The following is a 21,767-nucleotide window of genomic DNA, read 5'->3' as shown; positions in this document are numbered from 1 at the left end:
TAATTTAGTTTATAGTTGTTAGTAAACTCATAGTAATTCAGCTCATCGCATTAAAAAACCTAAGGATTTGTATTTAGTTATGACATCGCCCATTTTAATAACAGGTGCCGGCCAACGTATTGGTTTAGCACTGGCAAAACATTTTATAGCCCAAGGGCAAGCTATTATCGTTACTTACCGAACTCGTCATCTGGCGATTGATGAATTATCTGACCATGGTGCTGTATGTATGTACGCAGACTTTAGCACAGACAACGGCATTAATGAGTTTGCCAGTCAATTAAAGCTGCTCACAAGTAGCTTAAAGGCGGTGATCCACAACGCATCGAGTTGGGACTGCGAAGCAAATAATCCAGATAGCAGTACGCTATTTGATAACATGATGCGGATCCATGCCAAAGCACCTTACTTAATTAACTTAGCGCTTAACGAGTTACTGTTAAATTTCCAGCAACAGCAGCAACAACCTGCCGATATCATTCATTTAACTGATTATGTTGTTGAAAAAGGAAGCCCAAAGCATATTGCATATGCCGCAAGTAAAGCCGCCTTAGAAAATATAACAAAATCATTTGCAGCTAAGTTTGCCCCGAATATTAAAGTGAACGCTATCGCCCCTTCATTAATTATTTTTAATGATCACGATAGCGATGAGTATCGAGAAAAAACCCTTAAAAAATCATTAATGGGCATCGAGCCCGGTTGTCGCGAAATTATAAACAGCGTCGATTTATTGCTTAGCAGCCATTACATCACGGGACGTTCTTTACCCGTCGATGGTGGTAGACATTTAAAATAACGGATTAATCGAGAAATTTATGCACGATAAATTAAAAAATAGTTACCACGAAATTATTACTGCTATAGGTGAAGATCCACAACGCGAAGGTTTATTAGATACGCCAAAACGCGCCGCCAAAGCGATGGAATATTTGACCAAAGGCTATCGTCAAACATTAGAAGAAATTACCAATAATGCGGTATTTACTTCTGATGCAGATGATATGGTTTTAATTCAAGATATAGAGCTTTATTCGATGTGTGAGCATCATTTATTACCATTCGTAGGGCGCTGTCATATCGCTTATATTCCTAATGGCAAAGTATTAGGGTTATCGAAATTCGCCCGAATCGTTGATATGTATGCACGCCGCTTTCAAATTCAAGAACAACTGACTCATCAAATCGCTAAAGCGGTTGAAGAAGTCACTGGAGCCAAAGGCGTAGGTGTGATAGTGGAAGCCAAACATATGTGTATGATGATGCGCGGGGTTGAAAAACAAAACTCAAGTATGCGTACATCGGTAATGCTAGGTAACTTCAGAGCCGATCCAAAAACCCGCAATGAGTTTTTGCAACTTATAAAAGGCTAACTATATGGCCAATGCAATTATCCATGTAACTAACTTACGGCTACGCACTTTTATTGGTTTTAATCCCGATGAACGTGAGAAAAAACAGGATGTAGTGATCAATTTAGAAATTCACTACCCTGCTGATCAAGCCTGCGAAACGGATCAAGTTGAACAAGCACTTAATTATAAAGTGATCACCAAAGAAGTTATTTCGCTGGTCGAACAAGGGCACTTTTTATTGCTTGAGAAACTAGTCGCAGAGATACTCGAGGTATGTCATCGCCATTCTAGTGTCAATTATGCTAAGGCGCGGGTCGATAAACCGCACGCTTTACGCTTTGCAGATTCAGTATCGCTAACACTCGATTGGAGTAAAGCTTAAAGCAACGCATTTACAATGCACTTAGAGTATTTTCCCTCAAAAACGCGGCCTTAGCCGCGTTTCATGATTAAATAATTTTTAAACCACTACTGCCAAGGGCGATCGGCGTTCAGCTTTGCTTCAAAGGCGTCAATTTGCGGATTTAGTGTTTCGGTCACGCCGATAAAATCTAAGCCACTTAATAAGCGTTCTTTTACGTCTTTGCGAATATCAAAACCGATTGGTGCAAACTTGTTGCTGGTAAGCACCTGATTTTCAAGATCGATGTCGATATGAATATCGTCATGTTGCTCGCTTAATACAAATAAGTCTTCCAATGTTTGCGCGGGTAATGCAATCGCTAGCATCTGGTTATTACCGCAGTTATTAAAGAAAATATCAGCAAAGCTTTCTGCCAAAATCACTTCAAAACCGTATTGTTTAAGTGCCCAAGGTGCGTGCTCACGTGATGAGCCACAGCCAAAGTTGTCGCGGGTTAGCAAGATTTTCGCGCCTTGGTAACATGGCCGATTTAAAATAAATTCAGGGTTTGGCTCGCCATTATCTAAATAACGCCAGTCATAAAACAATGCCGCATCAAAACCATCACGGCTGGTTGAAGTTAAAAACTGCTTGGGAATGATTTGGTCGGTATCGACGTTGTTTTTATCAAGTGGGGCCATTAAGCCACTAAAAAAAATGCTCATTAGGCTTCTCCTCTAATATCAACAAAGCGACCATGGATGGCTGCCGCAGCGGCCATTGCTGGGCTTACTAAGTGTGTACGACCACCACGGCCTTGGCGACCTTCAAAGTTACGGTTTGAAGTAGATGCACAACGCTTGCCTGCACCTAAACGGTCGTCATTCATTGCTAAGCACATTGAGCAACCCGGTTCGCGCCATTCAAAGCCAGCCGCTTTGAAAATATCGGCTAAGCCTTCATCTTCAGCTTGTTTTTTCACCAAGCCAGAGCCCGGTACAATTAACGCCTCAACACCAGCAGCCACTTGCTTGCCTTCAACAATTTGTGCGGCGGCGCGTAAGTCTTCAATTCGACTGTTGGTACATGAACCGATAAATACCGTATCTACGCTCGCTGACGATAACTTATCACCGGCAATTAAGCCCATATATTTAAGGGCACTGCGGATCGCATCAGCTTTAATTAAATCAGCTTCTTTGTCTGGATCAGGAATAGATTCATCCACACCAATAACTTGCTCTGGGCTAGTGCCCCACGTAATTTGCGGCTGAATGCTACTAGCTTCTAATTCAACAACTAGATCAAACTGTGCGCCTTCGTCAGTTTTTAAAGTTTCCCAGTAGGCAACGGCTGCATCAAAGTCCGCGCCTTTTGGTGCAAATGGGCGACCTTTTAAATAATCATAAGTAATTTGATCCGGTGCAATTAAACCTGCCTTTGCGCCCATTTCGATACTCATATTACACAGTGTCATACGGGCTTCCATTGATAACGCCTCAATGCCTTCACCGCAAAACTCTGCTACATACCCTGTACCACCTGCTGTACCAAGCTTGCCAATCACAGCCATTATCAAATCTTTGGCTGTAACCGTTGGACGTAAAACCCCATTAATTTGAATTTTTAATGACTTGGCTTTTTTCTGTTGTAAGGTTTGCGTCGCTAGTACGTGCTCAACCTCAGAGGTGCCAATACCATGAGCAAGTGCACCAAATGCACCGTGAGTTGAGGTGTGGCTGTCGCCACACACTATGGTGGTGCCAGGTAAAGTAATACCTTGCTCAGGCCCCATTACATGAACGATACCTTGATTAATTGAGTTTAAATCGTAAAGTACAATACCAAACTCTTTACAGTTAGCATCAAGTGCCATTAATTGATTTTTTGATACTTCGCTGGCGGCATCTAATGAGCGGCTTTTAGTCGATACATTATGATCCATGGTTGCGATGGTTTTTTCAGGACAACGTACTTTACGGTTTTTCTCTCGCAGACCAGCAAAAGCCTGCGGCGATGTCACTTCGTGTACTAGATGACGGTCAATATAAAGTAAGTCTGTTTGCTCATTAATACTAGCAACTACATGTGCTTGCCAGATTTTATCGTATAACGTTTGGGCCACTTGTTGATCCCCTAATTTGTGTGACTCGCCGCGTGACGGTGCAGCGAGTGAAAAGTTGTTTAAATATGTGCGATTTTATATACGAGCGACAATCGCTGCGGCTACGTTTTGCGTGGTGTAACCTGCATTTGGATAAATATCCGGTGTGCCTACGCCCGCTTCTACCGCTTCAGCGACTGCTTTTTCAATGCTGCGCGCCGCTTCATCTTGGCCTAATGAATAACGTAGCATTAACGCGGCACTTAAAATTTGTGCAATTGGGTTTGCCACCCCTTTACCTGCAATATCTGGTGCTGATCCACCCGCCGGTTCATACATACCAAAACCAGACTGATTTAAACTAGCTGACGGCAATAAGCCCATAGAGCCGGTGATCATCGCGCATTCATCTGACAAAATGTCACCAAATAAGTTATCACACAGTAACACATCAAACTGGCTTGGTTGCTTAACTAACTGCATTGCCGCGTTATCAACGTAAATATAATCTAACCTTACTTCTGGGAAGTCTTTACTGACTTCAGTTACAACTTCACGCCATAATACGCTTGATGCTAATACGTTGGCTTTATCTACTGAAGTTACATGATTATTTCGCAGTTTTGCTGCTTCAAAAGCAAAACGTGCGATACGTTCTATTTCTTTACGTGAATAAGTTTGTGTATCGAATGCTGATTCTTCAGCTCCTTCGCCACTACGGCCTTTGTCGCCAAAATAAATACCACCGGTTAATTCACGCACACATAAAATATCAAAGCCTTGCTCGCTTATATCGGCACGCAATGGTGATGCTGCGCTCAGTGCTGGTAATAGTTGCGCTGGGCGTAAGTTACAAAACAAACCAAAGTGTTTACGTAGTGGCAAAAGTGATCCGCGCTCTGGTTGCTCATTGGCAGGAAGATGCTCCCACTTTGGGCCGCCCACTGAACCAAACAAAATTGCATCGGCACTTTCACACGCAGCAAGAGTTTGATCGGGTAACGCTTTACCAAATTGATCAATCGCAGCGCCGCCAATGGCATGATGATGACGAGTTAAAGTAAAACCAAATTTACTGCTCACAGCATCCAATACTTGCTCTGCTGCTGCCATTACTTCTGGGCCGATACCGTCGCCTGCTAATACCGCAACGCTATAATTTGATTGATTCATCCTGCTTTCCTTTGTTGTTTTAAATCAGACACTTTTTGTGCACGATAAATTAAGTTATAAACGCGGATCATGGCGCGTACTGACGCCTCAACCACATCCGCTGCAATGCCCGCGCCGTGATAAGGGCGGCCATCGTATTTAGCTATTATATTTACTTCACCTAATGAGCTGGCACCTTCACCGGTTGCTTCTAGATTAAATTCAATCATTTCAACAGCCATACCCGTTAAACGTTCAATCGCTAAGAATGATGCCTCTACAGGGCCATTACCAGTGGCTGCTTCTTGTTTAGACTCACCATTAATCGTCATACCAATAGTAGAGCTTGCTACGGATTGTGAGTTAGACGTTGAGTTAACAAACTCTAATTGGTATTTGTCGTCTTTATCACTGATTTGGTTAAAATAAATCATCGCTTCAAGGTCATAGTCGTATACTGTACCTTTTTGATCTGCAAGGGTTAAGAAGCTTTCATATAGACTATCCATATCGTAATCAGACTTTTGGTAACCAAGCTCTTCTAAACGATGTTCAATAACATGACGACCCGAACGTGAAGTCATGTTTAATTGATTGTTTGGCACGCCAACACTTTCTGGTGACATAATTTCATAAGTGTTTTGCGCTTTTAATACGCCATCTTGGTGAATACCTGAACTGTGGGCAAAAGCATTCTCACCAACAATCGCTTTATTAGGTTGCACTGGCATATTACAAATTTTCGCCACTTGGCGTGAAGCGCGATAAATCTCTTCACTGCGAATATCGGTGTACACTTTTAAGTGGTCTTGGCGCATCTTCATGATCATCGCCACTTCTTCAAGTGAACAGTTACCCGCACGCTCACCAATACCATTAATGGTGCATTCGATTTGACGTGCACCAGCTTGCACTGCAGCAACCGAGTTAGCAACGGCTAAACCTAAATCGTTATGGCAATGCACACTTAACCGTGCTTTATCAATATTTGGCACGTTATTCATTAAATGGCGGATCATCGCCGCGTATTCGTCTGGCGTAACAAAGCCAACCGTATCCGGCAAATTAATAGTTGATGCACCAGCATTAATTGCCTGCTCAACAATTTTACATAAATCCCAATGCGGAGTACGCCCTGCGTCTTCACATGAAAATTCCACATCATCGGTATAATTACGGGCAAGTTTGATTGATTTAACCGCCATCGCTGTGGCGTCATCTAAGCTCATGCGTAGTTTATGCTCTAAGTGCAGCGGGCTGGTAGCGATAAAAGTATGAATACGACTTTGTTGCGCCGTGCGTAATGCTTCGCCACAGGCCTCAATGTCTTTGGCAACAGCGCGTGCTAAACCACAAATAATCGGCCCTTTTACTTCGGTTGCAATACGTTGTACTGAACGAAAATCGGCAGGGCTCGAAACCGGAAAGCCAACTTCCATCACATCCACATTTAGGCGGCTAATGGTATGCGCCAGTTGGATTTTATCTTCTTCGGTTAGGCTTGCTTTAAGCGCTTGCTCACCATCACGTAAGGTGGTGTCGAAAATCCATACTTTATCTTGTTCTTGCATAGTCTACCCTTAATTCTCTGCGGCCCTGGATGCGAGATAAAAAAAACCCCGCAATATGCGGGGTTCTTTGTGTTTACTTAATGCAAATACACTAATCCCCGCTCACGAAAGCTTGCAGTAAGAGGTTCAGGTTTAATGTAATTAAATAAGTGTTTTGCATCGTCTTTACTAAATGTGTGTGTTCAGCGAGCCCTATTTTTAACACTTCAAAACTGCGCATGCAAGCATAATATTTCCACAAAAAGGAATTAAACACTGCACAAAAAGAATTAATAATCCAAAAAATAAAGTTTTAAGCATAAGTTAATAAAAAAAACCGAAAATAAAAGCCTATTAAACTAATCAGCTTCCAGCCTATGCTTAGATTAACTCTTTGCTATTTTTTACTCTTTATTACCATCACGCACATAATTACTAGCGCCACGCGTGATATAACGTAATTGCCAAATAACGCGCTCAACCAGTTCATCACGTTGTTGGCCTTCAATATCAAGGGCTTCAGCACCGGCATTAAATACTAGCGTGACCATAGCCTCTGCTTGAATATACGCATGAGTTGCATCGCACGGGGTTTCGCTTTCAAGATAATGGGCAAGCTCTAAAATAAAGTGTTTAATTTCACGAGCTACAGCGGCTCTAAACGCTTTAGAAGTGCCGGAACGTTCGCGTAGTAGTAGCCTAAATTGGTTGCTAGAATTATCGATAAACTCCATAAATGTAACCACTGAGGTGGTAATCATACTGCCGCCACTGGCTATGCGTCGGCGTGCTTGGCGCATTAGCTGACGTAGCGTTAAACCGGCTTCATCGACCATGGTTAAACCCAGTTCATTCATGTCTTTAAAGTGGCGGTAAAATGAGGTTGGTGCTATACCTGCTTCACGAGCAACTTCACGTAAACTTAAATTAGAAAAGCTATGATCGGCGCTTAATTGGTTAAATGCCGCTTCAATTAAAGCTTGTCGTGTTTTTTGTTTCTGTTGCGCGCGAACACCCGACATGAACTACTCCTGATTTAATTTAAATCAATTTATGGTGATTTTTATCTTAATTCCCCAGTCTAATACTTGACGGCAGGAGAATGAAATATTATTTTAGCTTACAAGTGTACGCTCAGATTTTAAAAGATGAAAAAACCACCGATTATTTGGACCAATGTCCTATTTTTTAGTATTACTTTTTTGGCTGCTGCCACATTAGTGCCTTGGTATGGGTTTACCCATGGCTTTACCAGTAGTCATTGGATCGCATTTATTGCTTGTATGTTTTATGCTGGTATGTCAATTACCGCAGGCTACCATCGCTTATGGGCCCATAAAACTTACGACGCTCATCCTGTTGTAGAAGCCTTTTTTGCCCTAGGCGGTGCTTTTGCACTACAAAATAGTGCGCTGCACTGGAGCAGTGATCACCGCGTTCATCATGGTCAAGTTGATGACCCTGTAAAAGATCCATACGCCGCGACTAACGGTTTTTGGTATAGCCATATAGGTTGGATGTTACGCGATTACCAAGGCGACAATTATGGTGATTATAGTAATTGTCGTGATTTACAACGTAATAAAATAGTGATGTGGCAACACCGTCATTATATGAAATTAGTATTAGCGACTAATATTGGTATTCCACTTTTGCTGGGTTTAATGATTGGCGATGTATTTGGCATGCTGTTATTAGCTGGATTGTTGCGTTTGGTATTGAGCCAGCATTTCACTTTTTTTATCAATTCGGTGGCGCATATCTGGGGCTCTCGACCTTATACTGAAAAAAATACCGCTCGTGATAACGGGATTCTAGCCTTATTTACTTATGGCGAGGGTTACCATAACTTTCATCATATTTTTGCCAGTGATTATCGCAATGGCATAAAATGGTTTCATTATGATCCCACCAAATGGATGATCCGCGCTTTTGCGGCTGTTGGACTTGCTAAAAAATTAAAGCGTACACCAGTTGAGCGCATCGAAAAAGCGAAAGCCGAAACGTTAATGAATAGAACGCAAAATCGCCTCGCGAAATTGCCTTTAGCCCAAGATAAACTTACATTATTGCAGCAAGAGTACGATTTATTACTGAAAAAACTACAACACTTTTGTGCACTAAAAAAGCAAGTTTTAGAAGTTAAAAAGAATAACATGCTGCAACAATGCGAAAAATCAGCTTTAATGACACAATATCATGAGTTGGAAGCAGCCTGGGAAAATCAAAAGCAGGCGTGGCTTACACTTAATGCGAGGTTATTAAAAGCCTCTTTTAGTTAATGTAGGAGTGGCTGTGGCCAAACAACAAGTAAAGCAAGAACAACCATCATTTCAATATGATGCAATTATTATAGGCACAGGTCCTGGCGGTGAAGGTACCGCCATGAATCTGTCTAAAAGCAACAAAAAAGTGGCCGTTATCGAACGCCAGACCGCTGTTGGTGGTGGTTGCGTACATTGGGGTACTATCCCTTCAAAAGCACTACGGCACTCTGTTAGCCGCTACATAGAGTACAAAGCAAATCCATTGTTTAATGTGGGTGAGCGCCCTAGTCGGTTAACGTTTCCTGATATTTTGCGCCACGCCAGCTCGGTTATTTCTAAACAATCAAATTTACGCAGTAGCTTTTACGACCGTAATCGTATTCATATGTTTCAAGGTGATGCTAGCTTTGTTGATCAGCACACCATTGAAATTAAACGTCTTGATGATTCAACCGAACGACTAACTGCTAAAACCATTGTTATTGCTACGGGTTCTCGCCCTTATCACCCACCGGAAATCGACTTTACCCATTCACGCATTTACGACAGCGACACTATTTTAGGGCTAGAGCATGACCCCCATCGTGTGCTTATTTACGGCGCTGGTGTCATTGGTTGTGAATATGCGTCTATTTTTAAGGGCTTAGGTGCTAAAGTTGATTTAGTTAATACTCGCGACCGTTTACTTGCCTTTATGGATGCTGAAATATCTGATGCGTTAAGCTATCACTTTTGGAATAGCGGTATTGTTATTCGTCATAACGAAGAGTTTGACCGTATTGAAACCCGTGATGATTGCGTTGTTATGCATTTCAAATCAGGAAAACGCGTTAAAGCTGACTGTATTTTATTTGCCAATGGTCGCACCGGTAATACTGACGGACTTAACCTTGAAGCGGTTGGTTTAAAAGCTGATGGCCGCGGGCAGTTAAAAGTTAATGAAACTTACCAAACAGAGGTCGATAACATTTATGCCGTTGGTGATGTCATTGGCTACCCAAGCCTTGCGAGTGCGGCGTTTGATCAAGGCCGCATTGCTGCTGATGCAATAGCTTGCGGCAACTGTGACGAAAAACTAATTATTGATATTCCAGCAGGTATTTATACCATTCCTGAAATGAGCTCTGTAGGTAAAACCGAGCAACAGCTAACCGCCGCGAAAATCCCTTATGAAGTCGGCAGAGCTCAATTTAAACATTTAGCACGGGCGCAAATTGCTGGTACAGAAGTAGGCAGTTTAAAAATATTATTCCACACCGAAACCAAAGAAGTATTGGGTGTGCATTGCTTTGGTGAGCGCGCCTCTGAAATCGTGCACATTGGCCAAGCCATTATGGAACAAAAAAATGGCGGCAATAATATTGATTACTTTGTAAATACTACCTTTAACTACCCAACTATGGCTGAAGCCTACCGGGTTGCCGCGTTAAATGGTTTGAATCGACTGTTTAAATAAGAATTTTAGATAGCGTTTTAAAAGACAACAAAAAGCCCGCTTAACTTTAAACGGGCTTTTTTAATGTTCATGCATAAAGCGAACTAATTATTTATGATATTGCGCACTAAACTCATGTACGGCATTAATAAATACCCCCGCGTTTTCAGGATCAACATCAGGCGTAATACCATGGCCTAAGTTAAATACATGACCATTGCCAGTACCAAAATCTTCAAGGATAGTCGCTACTTCTTGACGAATACGATCTGGCGTGCCGTGCAACATTGATGGATCCATATTACCTTGCAGAGCTACTTTGTCGCCGACACGGCGCTTAGCATCGCTAATATTAATTGTCCAATCGAGACCAATTGCATCACAACCCGTTGCTGCGATCGCTTCAATCCATTGACCACCATTTTTAGTAAATAACGTAACAGGCACTTTGCGGCCATCGTATTCACGAATTAAACCATCAACAATTTTGTGCATGTACTGCAATGAGAACTCTTTATAATCACGTGGGCTCAATACCCCCCCCCATGAGTCAAACACCATTAGAGACTGCGCACCGGCTTTAATTTGTGCATTTAAGTAATCGATCACTGAATCAGCAAGCTTATCAAGTAACAAATGCAGTGTTTTTGGCTCAGCAAATGCCATTTTTTTGATTTTGCCAAAGGTCTTACTACTCCCACCTTCAACCATATAAGTAGCAAGTGTCCAAGGCGAACCCGAGAAACCTATTAGCGGTACTTCGCCTTTTAGTTCACGACGGATCGTGCTTACGGCATTCATAACATAACCAAGCTCATCGGTTGGATCGAGCTTTGGAATTTTTTGTACATCAGCAAGTGATGAAATTGGATGTTCAAATTTAGGACCTTCACCGGTTTCAAAATACAAACCTAAGCCCATCGCATCTGGAATAGTTAAAATATCACTAAATAAAATAGCGGCATCTAATGGGTAACGACGCAGCGGCTGTAATGTTACTTCACAAGCGAGTTCAGCATTTTTACACAGGCTCATAAAATCGCCCGCTTGTGCACGAGTTGCACGGTATTCTGGTAAGTAACGCCCTGCTTGGCGCATCATCCATACCGGAGTCACATCAACTGGCTGTTTTTGTAGTGCACGTAAATAACGGTCGTTTTTTAATTCGCTCATAGCGTAAAAGATCCTAAAGCTGATAGATATTACGCAGATTGTATCACCATATCGCACACCTCTCTATCGCTATGGCACTAATTAACCTTAGTATTGATACAGATTAATAACCTATTTGAAGATGCTTGTTTAGTGCAAAATTAATACAACAAACAATAACATTTGAAGTTTTTCATTAATATGTTTGCAACATAGTAAAAACCTTGGTATAACTTGTCTCGCGTTAACAATAAAAACAATAAAAGTTACATAACAATAAAAATAAAAATCTTTTAATAATAATAAAGCTTGTTTAAACAAGTCATGGAAAAGAAATTAACCACCTTTATGGTGGTTTTTTCTTGCCTGAAACACTATAAACGATTTATATTTTATAAAGAACTAACTGTATATCATGTAGTTATTTTTTTATTACAAAATTATAAAAAAATGTGTTGATCTTTGCGGCATATTTCATTGTTATAGAAGAAACCAACCCAGCTAAGGAGAATGATAATGCTGACGCGTTTGGAAAAAGCTCAACAAAAATGGGGTGGTAGCCACACCGTGATCGATAAATGGCTCTCAGAACGCCAAGAGCTGTTAGTTTTATATTGTCGTATTGCTGGCTTTTCACCGTATGATAAAAAAGATCATGCTTTACCTGACCAATTACAGATCCAAAATTTTTGCCAACTATTGATGGATTATTTATCTGCTGGTCATTTTGAAGTGTATGACGACATTGCCAAGGCATGTAAGCAAAAAGGCCCTAACAGTCAGCAGCTTGCCAATGAACTTTATCCACGAATTTCGCAAACTACTGACATTTCACTTGATTTTAATGACAAATATGCAGAGGTGGATAAAGAAGACTTACTCAATGATTTTGATGACGACTTATCAAAACTGGGTGAAACACTTGAGTTGCGCTTTGAGTTAGAAGATGAATTAATTGATAATTTATATTCTAATCACACCTAGATAATACACAATTATTACGTTACAAGGAGCTAAGCTCCTTGTTTGCTGTTTACTTTGAATCTTTCCTTACCCATCTGTAAATTTAATATTCCTCAAACAACCCATAAAATTGAACTTTATATTTCAATGATGTAATTATAGCCTTATTGTGCATTAAAACTACAAAGGTTCGCCATGAATAAACGTACATTTTTGAAGTCTGTACCACTCCTCAGTGCAGGATTACTCGCAGGCAATAGCGCTCAAGCAGCTAATCGATCAAGTCAAACGACGCTAAGTTTAAAAAAGCCGAGCGCCTTACCAAGAAGAGGTACGATTGGTGTAACTAGCCCATCAGCAGCAACAGCAAATCAAAAAGATATTATTTTAGCTAAGCAAATAATTGAAGCGCTGGGTTACAAAGTCAAATTAGCGCCTAATATCATGGCAAGACGTGGGCACCTTGCGGGCACCGATACACAGCGTGCAGACGACCTTAATGCGCTATTTAGCGACAGCAGTGTTGATGCTATTTTTTGTTTGCGAGGTGGTTCTGGGGCAGCACGTATTTTACCTCTGCTGGATTATGCAATGATCCGCGCTAATGCCAAGCCACTAATGGGCTACTCTGATATCACTGCACTTCATAACGGGTTACTAGCTAAAGCCGGTATTGTTAGTTTTCATGGACCTAACGCCTCTAGTGATTGGAATCCATTCCATGTTAAACAATTTAAACAAATGTTTGAACAACAAACCCGCATGCACTTTAGCAACTTGCCAAAAGCCGAAGATGAATTAGTTAATAGCCAATACCTAACTCAAACTATTACCTCTGGTAAAGCAACGGGACAACTTGTCGGCGGTAATTTAACTGTACTAACAGCGCTAGCTGGCTCAGCTTATTTACCAGAATTTGACGGGGCTATTTTATTTTTAGAAGACATCGATGAAGCACCTTACCGGATCGACCGCATGCTCAGCACTTTAAAACTAATGGGTGCACTGGACAAAATAGCAGGATTTGTATTTGGTGACTGTAACGATTGCAGCCCGGAAAATGGCTATGGCTCATTGACGCTAGATGAAATTTTTGCAGATTATATAAAACCGCTGGCTATCCCTGCCTACCGAGGGGCGATGATTGGCCATATAAAACGACAATTTATCTTGCCGGTCGGTACGCAAATCGAACTCAATGCTGATGCAGGTACGTTGACCATGAAAGAAAACGCCTTTAGCTAAAATTTTAGCAACAAAAAAGGAGCTAATTAGCCCCTTTTCAATACAGATTAACTAATTACTCTGCAGCTGCTGCTTGCTCTTCATTTTGAATTTCAAGTAATTCAACTTCAAAAACAAGTGTTGAGTTAGCTGGGATCTTACCTAAGTCACGATCGCCATATGCTAGTTCTGCTGGAATAGTAAACTTATACTTAGAACCTACAGGCATAAGTTGTAAACCTTCAGTCCAACCCGCAATTACGCGGTTAAGTGGGAAAGTCGTTGGTTCGTCACGAGCATACGAACTATCAAATTCAGTACCATCTAGTAGCGTGCCTTTGTAGTGCACTTTAACTACGTCAGTTGCTACTGGCATTTCGCCATCACCTTGAGTGATCACTTCGTACTGTAGGCCAGATTCAGTTACTGTTACGCCTTCTTTGTTAGCGTTATCAGCTAGATATTTTTCACCTTCAGCTTGGCTTTTTTCAGCTTCTACTTTGGCATGTTGCTCTTGTTTAGTACGTACTGACGTATCAAGTGCAGTTAATACTTCACGAATTTTCTCTTCGTCAATTTTTGCGTCGCCAGCAAGGGCATCTTCAAAACCACGAATTAATAGTGCTTGGTCAAGCTCAATGCCTAACTCTTTTTTATCGGCTAAATCTTTATTTAAAAAGTTACCAACAGATGCACCAATACCGTATGCTTGTTGTTGTACTTCAGTTTCAAGTTTAACAGGTGCTTGTTCTTGTTTTGCTTCTTGATTACAAGCTGTTAGCGCTAAAACTGACGCTGCAATCAATGACAATTTAATCGTCTTTTTCATTTTAAATCTCCGACACACTTTGCAGATGTCATTTATTGTATTATTACTAGTTAAAGGTTAACGGCCCATGGTAGGCTACTTATCTAATTGCTGATAGTAGGCTATACGCTCACTTTCACGTTAATTAGATAAACAACCTAGGCTTTCACGAGCCCTAGTCTAACCTCTCAATCACTAAGAGTTAAGGGGAAATAGCTGTAATATGTCGATATTTCGTACTTTTTTGTATCTTCTGTGCTGCACCTTGCTGATTGCCTGCTCAGAACAAAAAGACCAAGCCACTGCAAGCTACGAGCATGCAGCCAGAGGCGCGTTCGCCTCCGCAATATCTCATGATGGCAAATACAGCCTGATCTCCTCTATACACCATGGGGTCGCCCTATGGGATAATCAACAGCAAGTACTAAAATACCAATGGTTTCAGCAACAAGACGCAGATAGCCTAGTACATACCGTGGCTATCGCTTATGACAACAGCCACGCTGTTACCGCTGAAAAAACCACTTTTGCAGTATGGGATATTGCCACAGGCAAAAATACCGGCTACTACAAAATAAAAACCGCCACTATTCGTGATATCGCCATTAGTAACCAAGGCCGCAGTGTTTTGTACGGTCGTAGCGATGGCGTTGTTGTTTACCTCGACTTAGAGACCGGTAGACGCATTGAGTTCCTTGGTCATCAAGAAAAAATTAACGCTGTTGCTTTATCGCCCAACGGAAATTTTGCTCTCAGTGGCTCCAACGATTATGCGGCGTACTTTTGGGATACTCGTACCGGACAAGTGATCCATCGCTTTAACCATCCAAGTCGTGTCACCCAAGTGACCTTAGATCCGCAAGGTCGCTATGCATTTACCGCAGACAGTATGACACAAGCACATGTATGGCAGCTGACAACAGGTGATCTTGTTAGTAAACTGGCGTATATTGCCCGCCAGAGAATTTTCACTGCGGTACGCTTTAATACAGCAGGCACGTTGCTGGCAACAGGCTCACCAAACCGCTTAGTGGAGCTATGGCAATTATCCAGTGGTGAACAAATTCAAAGTTGGCATGTAACACCGCGAGAAGGCAGTAGACCAAAATCGGCAGTGGTACTTGATGTCGCTTTTACTGACAACGATACTGCGTTGTTAACCGAAAGCTCCAGTGGGATCGCTGAGCGCTTTACTAGACGAGAGAAAAATGAACACAATTGAGCATCGCTTAACAGAACTTGAAGCCAAAGTGGCTTTTCAAGACGAAACGATTGAAATTTTAAATGATGAAATAAAAGTGCACCAGCAGCTGTTGGCAAAAATGAAGCGCCAAACAGAGCTACTGGCTGAAAAAATTAAAGAGTCGCAATCATCATCTATGGTGATGTCAGACACGCCAGAGCCTCCGCCGCCACACTATTGATGGTTGCGGGCGCTTAATCGCCTGGTTTAAACACGCCAATGACTTGTTCAAATTGGCGTGTTGATGCCTGAACAGCCTGCTCTGGCTGTGCCATTTTATGGCCGCACTGCATACATTCGACTTTCTCTACATCGTGCTCTTTGTAAAGCATCATCATATCCATGGTTTTACACTCTGGACAGGTTGCCCCAGCAATAAATCGTTTTTTCTGTTTCACTACGCTTTCCCACAGTTTGAAAAGAAACTTGCTACATTTTAACCCAATAACTACCCAGTTGATACGCTGACGATTGAAATATAGCCCAGCTTCCGTGCTATGATAGCGCCAAGTTCACAAAGGCACAGTAAAGCGCAGACTACATGATCCAGATCTCAGAAATTGAATTACTTCGCGGCGGTAAAGCACTCCTTAAAGATGCCTCAGCTACATTATTTCCAGAACACAAAGTTGGCCTAGTTGGCGCCAATGGCTGCGGTAAATCAACACTCTTTAGTTTATTGAAATCTGAGTTACAGCTTGATGCAGGTAATTGCAGTATCCCTAAAGACTGGTCTATCGCCTCGGTAAAACAAGAAACGCCAGCACTAGATATCAGCGCAATTGATTATGTATTACAAGGCCATCCTGAGTATTACGCCATGCGTATCGCGCTGCGCGAGGCCGAACAAAATAATGATGGCGATACCCAAGCCAAAGTACACATACAGCTTGAGCATATTAAAGGCTATAGCATAGAAGCCAAAGCCGGCGAATTACTTCACGGGTTAGGGTTTGCAAATAACCAAATTGAAAACCCCGTTAGTGATTTTTCCGGTGGTTGGCGAATGCGCTTAAACCTTGCCCAAGCGCTTATTCGCGATGCGGATTTATTATTACTGGATGAACCAACCAACCACTTAGATTTAGATGCGGTGTATTGGTTAGAGCGCTTTTTACGCGCTTACACGGGTACTCTAATGTTGATCTCTCATGATAGAGAATTTTTAGACGCGGTAGTTGATCAAATTTGGCATATCGACAAGCAAAAGATCAATGTTTACAAAGGCAACTACTCGCAATTTGAGCGTCAAAAAGCTGAACGCCTATTACAACAGCAAGCAATGTTCGAAAAGCAACAAGATCAAATAGCTCACCTTGAACAATTTATTACCCGCTTTAAAGCAAAGGCCAGTAAAGCCAAGCAAGCGCAGAGCCGTGTGAAAGCGCTTGAACGAATGGAAAAGCTCGCCCCAGCTCATGCTGACTCGCCGTTTGATTTTGAGTTTGCAGAGCCACTTGCTTTACCTAACCCGCTTATGACGCTTGATAAAGCCAAAGCGGGTTATGGTGATGTGACTATTTTAGAAAGCATAAAACTTAACTTAGTCCCTGGTAGTCGCATTGCCCTACTTGGCCGTAATGGTGCAGGTAAATCAACTCTCATAAAACTACTCGCTGGTGAGCTACAGCCACAAGCCGGTGAAGTATTTCAACATCAGGGTTTAAACATTGGTTACTTTGCTCAGCATCAATTGGAATCGCTAGATTTAAAAGCCAGCGCGATTACCCATTTGCAGCGTTTAAATCCTAAAGCCACCGAGCAATCACTGCGTGACTTTTTAGGTGGTTTTGCCTTTATTGGTGATAAAGCTCTTGAGCCCGTAGCACCGTTTTCAGGGGGTGAAAAAGCCCGTTTAGTACTTGCTATGCTGGTCTATCAAAAACCTAACCTATTACTACTGGATGAGCCAACAAACCACCTTGATTTAGAAATGCGTCATGCTTTAGTAATGGCGTTGCAAGGGTTTGAAGGCGCGATGGTTACCGTTTCCCATGACCGTCACATGCTAAAAAATACCGCCGACGAATACTACTTAGTGGATAACGGTGAAGTAACTCAGTTTGGCTACGACTTAGACGAATACTATCAATGGTTACTTAATGCTAATAAGGAAGCAACAAAAATCACTCAAGATGACAATGAACCAAAAGCAAACTCAAACGTTAATCGCAAGGAACAAAAGCGTTTAGAGGCTGAGTTTAGAAAAGCCATTCAACCACTCAAAAAGCAGATTGAAAAGCTTGAAAAACACCTTGATAAACATTCAGCTGAATTAGCAGAAATCGAAGAAGCACTTGGCGATAACGAGCTTTATAACGATGACAACAAAGCAAAACTCAAAGAGTTACTAGCAAAACAAGCGACATTAACACCAAAAGTAAATGACATCGAAGAGGAGCTATTAATGGCCCTTGAAGAGATGGAAGAAAAAGAACAAGCGTTTGCCAATGAACTTGCTCAATAGCAGAGGTTTTTGGCAATTTGCATGTCGCCTTTACAGTAAAGGTGACATGCAAGCACGCCTATTAGATTACCAAAACCAGCAAGGTAAAAACGTTAACCTGTGCCTGCTACTTTATTATTTAGACTCTCTCAATCTAGCAATTAGCCAAACTCAGTTAAACAAACTTGAGCAATGTATTAGTGAATTTGATCAGCAGGTATTACAACCGCTGCGTGCCGCCCGCGGCTATTTAAAAACCAACCACACCGAGATTGCAGATTATGCTGCAATTCGTAAAGACCTGCTCAGCGCCGAGTTAAAGCTAGAAAAGCAACAGCAAGAGATGTTGATAGATGCGGTTAATTGCATGGATTTAGCAAAACAGGCAGCGCCGCATAATATTGGGATGTATTTGGCAAACGCTTGAGCTTTAAACGTTAATTCCACAGCCAAGTAGACTCATCAACTTTGCTTGGTTATATTCAGGAAACTTTAAAAATTGATAAGCAACAGACTAAACACGACCCAGCTCATGGCTACTCTTAATTGCGGTAGACTTTGCCTTTTGCAGCCTAAAACCCAAAACGGTAATTAAAACGTTCTATGATTTTTTATCACTCTCTCATGAGTTAATTAACTGTACGATGAATGTCTTTAGTGAGTATATTGAACAGGTAAAAAACGATATATCAAAACTTAAAACTAAAAGGATTACTTATGAAGTATAAAAAAACAATTCCCTTCATACTGTTAGCGCTTATCATCAACTTTAATGCTTTTTGCAACGAGATCACTAAAACTCCTTTTATACTTGGTGATACACTATCATTTCAATCTTCCATTTTAGGCCAAAAAAGAGAGATAAATGTTTATCTACCAGAAGGCTATAAACATAATGGCGAACAAACTTACCCTGTCATTTACTTGTTAGATGGCTCAAAAGAAGAAGACTTTATACATATTGCCGGTTTGGTTCAATTTGGCTCATTTTCTTCGCTAAAAATGTTGCCAAAAAGTATTGTTGTAGGCATAGCCAATATCGATAGAAAACATGATTACACCCCACCAAGCACACACCCTTTAGACATACGCGATCTACCAACTCATGGTGGTTCTGCAAAGTTTATTCAATTCATAGAAAAAGAATTACAGCCACTGGTGAATAAAACCTATCGTAGTAACCAAGAAAACACGTTAATTGGCCAATCGTTAGGCGGGCTACTCGCAACGGAAATACTACTAAAGCACCCTAAACTTTTTTCGCGCTATATAATTATCAGTCCAAGCATGTGGTTTAACGACGCAAAATTATTAAATAACCCAGTAAGCCCTACTCATTCACCCAAAGCTGTTTATGTGGCGGTAGGTAAAGAAGGTAAGGTTATGGAAGAAGGTGCCAAACAAGTTTACAACAAATTAAAAAAAGAGCTTCCTACGTCTTCGCAAGTTAACTTCACCTACTTTGAACAACTTGATTATAACGAGACTTTACACCTTGCTGTTTACGATGCATTTAAGCAGTTTTATATGGAGCAGTAAAAGTATCATAAAAAATAAGGTAATAACTTTAACTTAGGCGAAATTAGCAAGCAGAGCGCTTACCAAAACCCGAGTGAGCAGTGGTTGTTGTAGTGCCCGTATCATCACAGCTCAATGGCAAGTAAATGTCTCTGCATTAATTTTTGATTTAGCGAAGTGCCGCCTTAATTAATTTATACACTTAACCTTTGCACAAATAATGTTTAAATAAACTCTCAATTCACTTCTTAGCTAAAACAAATGTACACATGCTGATTGTTAAAAAGCTTACAGGTTAAGTTAAACATAGATGACGACCTACACGATGAATGCCCGAGCCCAACAGTTAATATATGCAACTGATTTATAACGACAATTTTTATAAGCACACTTAGATTGATCTAACTTTTTGTTATTTTAAAAATCTGTAGTGTAAAAGCCCTTAACTACTTTTTTAATGCATTAACAGCCTTCGTTTAAAGCTTGATCCAAATCAACTTCTGTATCACCGCTAATCAACTTAGGAAAATAGCTTGATCTGGATCATAACAACCCAGCCAAACTGTCACTATCATTAAACCATTAACATTAGGAGGCATTTATGGACGTATTCTTCAGAGACTTTTTTAGTGACCCAGTACTATTTTTATCATTTGGTTTTCTAGGAGTAGTGATCAGTTTATGCCTTTTCTTTGTGTACTTTTTTATCAAAAAAGTACATGACGATAAAACACCCGATCAGAATTAAGCACGACGCACAAAGCCCCTATCAAGTTATTTGATTAGGGGCTTTTTATTATTAAAAGTTTGTTACACTAGCGATTCTATTAGCTAAACATGTTTTAACTTATGTCTACAGATTTCAAGCCAGCTTGGTGGATGACTAATCCCCATGTGCAAACCATTATGCCACGGTTTTTTCGGCCTTTTCATAATACTCGCTATCAGTTAGAGCAGCTTGATACTCCCGACGGTGATTTTTTAGAGCTCGCTTGGTCACAACCTAAAAACGATAACGCACCGCTGGCGGTTGTATTGCATGGCCTGGAAGGTAATATCAATAGCTTTTATGCCAAAGGCATGATGAAAGCCCTAAAAAAGCAGGGGTTTAGTGTTGTTTTAATGCATTTTCGTAACTGCTCTACGCAAGTTAACCGCCTACCCCGTGCATATCATAGCGGTGAAACGGGTGATCTCGACTTTTTTATCAAACAACTTAAACAACTGTTTCCTCAGCGTTTAATGGTTGCAGTGGGTTTTTCACTCGGTGGCAATGTACTGGCTAAATATTTAGGCGAACAAGGTGAGCAATGCTTACTCGATGGAGCGGCGGTTATTTCGGCTCCTTATGATTTATCGCCTTCATGCCAAGTAATTCGTAAAAGTTTGGCTAAAATTTATCAAAAGTACTTGCTTGATCGCATGAAAAAATCAATGAAGCGAAAGCTCCCTCAAATCAAGCAACAAATTAACTTAACACCTGAACAACTTATGGGTATTAACGATTTATGGCAATTTGACGATAAGCTTACCGCACCATTACACGGCTTTGTGGGTGCTGAAGACTACTATCAACAAGCCAGTGCTAAGCCTTATTTAAAACACATTACAACACCCACATTAATTGTTCATGCGAAAGACGACCCAATGCTATCAATTAAAGCTGTACCCAGTAGGCAAGATGTTAGTGAGCATATTACGCTGCAAGTCTCAGAAAAAGGCGGCCATGTTGGCTTTATAAGTGGCAATAACCCATTTAAACCGATTTATTGGTTAGAGCATGTAGTGCCAGATTTCTTCACCCAGATCGCCAAAAAAGAGTAATTATGATCATCCCACACGAACAGCTAGATAAAGATACCTTATACAATTTAATCGAAAGCTATGTGCTACGTGAAGGCACCGATTACGGTGACGTTGAATACAGTATGGAAGCCAAAGTCGCACAAGTAAAACAACAACTACACAATGGCGAGGCCATGCTGTTTTTTTCAGAACTGCATGAATCAGTAACTATTATTTCTAAAGGCGAATTTAAAGCTCTTCAAAGTGAAGTGCATTCTGATTCCTTATAAAGCAAAAATCATTTGTTGCTTTAATTTTATAGCTTGACGACGAGAGATCTCGACTTCTGCATTGTTACTTAGTTTTGTAAGTAGAGCATAATTAATCGTTTCTTCTAGCTCAGTAATAGCATCAAGACGTAT

The 21,767-nt window shown here is 41.0% G+C and carries 23 protein-coding genes; 14 read left to right on the top strand and 9 right to left on the bottom strand.

Translation table 11 applies throughout. The features are described from left to right. Positions 1-79 precede the first annotated feature (79 nt). From folM to folX, 3 genes are read left to right on the top strand one after another with little or no spacing between them, the layout of a single operon-like run. Complete coding sequence (gene folM, locus HHO47_RS09625; RefSeq protein WP_169020110.1) at positions 80-799, top strand: dihydromonapterin reductase; 720 nt, start codon at positions 80-82, stop codon at positions 797-799. 19 nt (positions 800-818) lie between these two features. Further along, positions 819-1,373 (top strand): GTP cyclohydrolase I FolE, encoded by a 555-nt coding sequence (folE, locus tag HHO47_RS09620; protein WP_169020109.1) that lies wholly within the window; start codon positions 819-821, stop codon positions 1,371-1,373. Positions 1,374-1,377: 4 nt separating this feature from the next. Further along, positions 1,378-1,737 (top strand): dihydroneopterin triphosphate 2'-epimerase, encoded by a 360-nt coding sequence (gene folX, locus HHO47_RS09615; RefSeq protein ID WP_169020108.1) that lies wholly within the window; start codon positions 1,378-1,380, stop codon positions 1,735-1,737. A gap of 86 nt (positions 1,738-1,823) precedes the next feature. Here the strand turns inward: folX and leuD are convergent, their stop codons facing one another. The 5 genes from leuD to fabR form a co-directional block, all read right to left on the bottom strand. Further along, a complete protein-coding gene (leuD, locus tag HHO47_RS09610) occupies positions 1,824-2,423 on the bottom strand; it encodes a 3-isopropylmalate dehydratase small subunit (RefSeq protein WP_169020107.1) in 600 nt (199 codons plus the stop codon). Then, positions 2,423-3,823 carry a 3-isopropylmalate dehydratase large subunit gene (gene leuC / locus HHO47_RS09605; protein WP_169020106.1) on the bottom strand — a complete coding sequence of 467 codons (1,401 nt, stop codon included), beginning with the start codon at positions 3,821-3,823 and terminating at the stop codon, positions 2,423-2,425. The genes leuD and leuC overlap by 1 nt, the downstream gene beginning before the upstream one ends. A gap of 75 nt (positions 3,824-3,898) precedes the next feature. Further along, positions 3,899-4,975 carry a 3-isopropylmalate dehydrogenase gene (gene leuB, locus HHO47_RS09600; RefSeq protein WP_169020105.1) on the bottom strand — a complete coding sequence of 359 codons (1,077 nt, stop codon included), beginning with the start codon at positions 4,973-4,975 and terminating at the stop codon, positions 3,899-3,901. Beyond that, on the bottom strand, positions 4,972-6,525 hold the full coding sequence (gene leuA / locus HHO47_RS09595) for a 2-isopropylmalate synthase (RefSeq protein ID WP_145242424.1): 1,554 nt from the start codon (positions 6,523-6,525) through the stop codon (positions 4,972-4,974). The genes leuB and leuA overlap by 4 nt, the downstream gene beginning before the upstream one ends. Positions 6,526-6,908: 383 nt before the next feature. Further along, positions 6,909-7,526 carry an HTH-type transcriptional repressor FabR gene (gene fabR / locus HHO47_RS09590; protein WP_169020104.1) on the bottom strand — a complete coding sequence of 206 codons (618 nt, stop codon included), beginning with the start codon at positions 7,524-7,526 and terminating at the stop codon, positions 6,909-6,911. A gap of 126 nt (positions 7,527-7,652) precedes the next feature. On the opposite strand from fabR, the gene HHO47_RS09585 reads away from it, so the two are divergent. Further along, positions 7,653-8,786, top strand: a complete 1,134-nt coding sequence (locus HHO47_RS09585; protein ID WP_169020103.1) for an acyl-CoA desaturase — start codon at positions 7,653-7,655, stop codon at positions 8,784-8,786. A 13-nt stretch (positions 8,787-8,799) separates the two neighbouring features. Beyond that, positions 8,800-10,227, top strand: a complete 1,428-nt coding sequence (gene sthA / locus HHO47_RS09580; RefSeq protein ID WP_169020102.1) for a Si-specific NAD(P)(+) transhydrogenase — start codon at positions 8,800-8,802, stop codon at positions 10,225-10,227. Between the two features lie 87 nt (positions 10,228-10,314). Here sthA and hemE read toward each other — a convergent pair whose 3' ends face one another. Then, positions 10,315-11,379 carry a uroporphyrinogen decarboxylase gene (gene hemE, locus HHO47_RS09575; RefSeq protein ID WP_169020101.1) on the bottom strand — a complete coding sequence of 355 codons (1,065 nt, stop codon included), beginning with the start codon at positions 11,377-11,379 and terminating at the stop codon, positions 10,315-10,317. Positions 11,380-11,874: 495 nt separating this feature from the next. Here hemE and rsd point away from each other — a divergent pair, with 495 nt between their 5' ends. After that, positions 11,875-12,342: a sigma D regulator gene (gene rsd, locus HHO47_RS09570; RefSeq protein WP_169020100.1), complete on the top strand. Its 468-nt coding sequence runs from the start codon at positions 11,875-11,877 to the stop codon at positions 12,340-12,342. Positions 12,343-12,516: 174 nt separating this feature from the next. Beyond that, positions 12,517-13,566: a S66 peptidase family protein gene (locus HHO47_RS09565; protein ID WP_169020099.1), complete on the top strand. Its 1,050-nt coding sequence runs from the start codon at positions 12,517-12,519 to the stop codon at positions 13,564-13,566. 55 nt (positions 13,567-13,621) lie between these two features. Here the strand turns inward: HHO47_RS09565 and fkpA are convergent, their stop codons facing one another. Further along, positions 13,622-14,374 carry an FKBP-type peptidyl-prolyl cis-trans isomerase gene (gene fkpA / locus HHO47_RS09560; RefSeq protein ID WP_169020098.1) on the bottom strand — a complete coding sequence of 251 codons (753 nt, stop codon included), beginning with the start codon at positions 14,372-14,374 and terminating at the stop codon, positions 13,622-13,624. Between the two features lie 202 nt (positions 14,375-14,576). Between fkpA and HHO47_RS09555 the strand changes: the two genes are divergently transcribed. Further along, positions 14,577-15,575: a WD40 repeat domain-containing protein gene (locus HHO47_RS09555; RefSeq protein ID WP_169020097.1), complete on the top strand. Its 999-nt coding sequence runs from the start codon at positions 14,577-14,579 to the stop codon at positions 15,573-15,575. Next, the gene (locus HHO47_RS09550) at positions 15,562-15,777 is read left to right on the top strand and encodes a SlyX family protein (RefSeq protein WP_169020096.1); all 216 of its coding nucleotides are present in this window, start codon (positions 15,562-15,564) and stop codon (positions 15,775-15,777) included. Before HHO47_RS09555 ends, HHO47_RS09550 begins: the two co-directional genes overlap by 14 nt. A 13-nt stretch (positions 15,778-15,790) precedes the next feature. On the opposite strand, the gene HHO47_RS09545 is transcribed toward HHO47_RS09550, so the two are convergent. Then, positions 15,791-15,994, bottom strand: coding sequence for a YheV family putative zinc ribbon protein (locus HHO47_RS09545; RefSeq protein ID WP_029216159.1), 204 nt, complete (start codon positions 15,992-15,994; stop codon positions 15,791-15,793). 143 nt (positions 15,995-16,137) lie between these two features. Here HHO47_RS09545 and HHO47_RS09540 point away from each other — a divergent pair, with 143 nt between their 5' ends. The 5 genes from HHO47_RS09540 to HHO47_RS09520 all read left to right on the top strand — a co-directional run bounded on the left by HHO47_RS09540 (position 16,138) and on the right by HHO47_RS09520 (position 21,635). Further along, positions 16,138-18,063, top strand: a complete 1,926-nt coding sequence (locus HHO47_RS09540; protein ID WP_169020095.1) for an ATP-binding cassette domain-containing protein — start codon at positions 16,138-16,140, stop codon at positions 18,061-18,063. Continuing rightward, positions 18,047-18,469: a TIGR02444 family protein gene (locus HHO47_RS09535; RefSeq protein WP_169020094.1), complete on the top strand. Its 423-nt coding sequence runs from the start codon at positions 18,047-18,049 to the stop codon at positions 18,467-18,469. The genes HHO47_RS09540 and HHO47_RS09535 overlap by 17 nt, the downstream gene beginning before the upstream one ends. A gap of 290 nt (positions 18,470-18,759) precedes the next feature. Beyond that, positions 18,760-19,581 (top strand): alpha/beta hydrolase, encoded by an 822-nt coding sequence (locus HHO47_RS09530; protein WP_169020093.1) that lies wholly within the window; start codon positions 18,760-18,762, stop codon positions 19,579-19,581. A gap of 828 nt (positions 19,582-20,409) precedes the next feature. Further along, entirely contained in the window at positions 20,410-21,384 is a 975-nt protein-coding gene (locus tag HHO47_RS09525; RefSeq protein ID WP_169020092.1) for a hydrolase, read from the top strand. A gap of 2 nt (positions 21,385-21,386) precedes the next feature. Beyond that, entirely contained in the window at positions 21,387-21,635 is a 249-nt protein-coding gene (locus HHO47_RS09520) for a YheU family protein (RefSeq protein WP_169020091.1), read from the top strand. Here HHO47_RS09520 and HHO47_RS19340 read toward each other — a convergent pair. Then, positions 21,630-21,731 (bottom strand): hypothetical protein, encoded by a 102-nt coding sequence (locus HHO47_RS19340; RefSeq protein WP_348981646.1) that lies wholly within the window; start codon positions 21,729-21,731, stop codon positions 21,630-21,632. The genes HHO47_RS09520 and HHO47_RS19340 overlap by 6 nt on opposite strands. Positions 21,732-21,767 lie beyond the last annotated feature (36 nt).

The organism is Pseudoalteromonas arctica, assembly GCF_012927645.1.
GTDB lineage: Bacteria > Pseudomonadota > Gammaproteobacteria > Enterobacterales > Alteromonadaceae > Pseudoalteromonas > Pseudoalteromonas arctica_A.
This window is presented reverse-complemented; position numbering and strand designations above follow the sequence as displayed.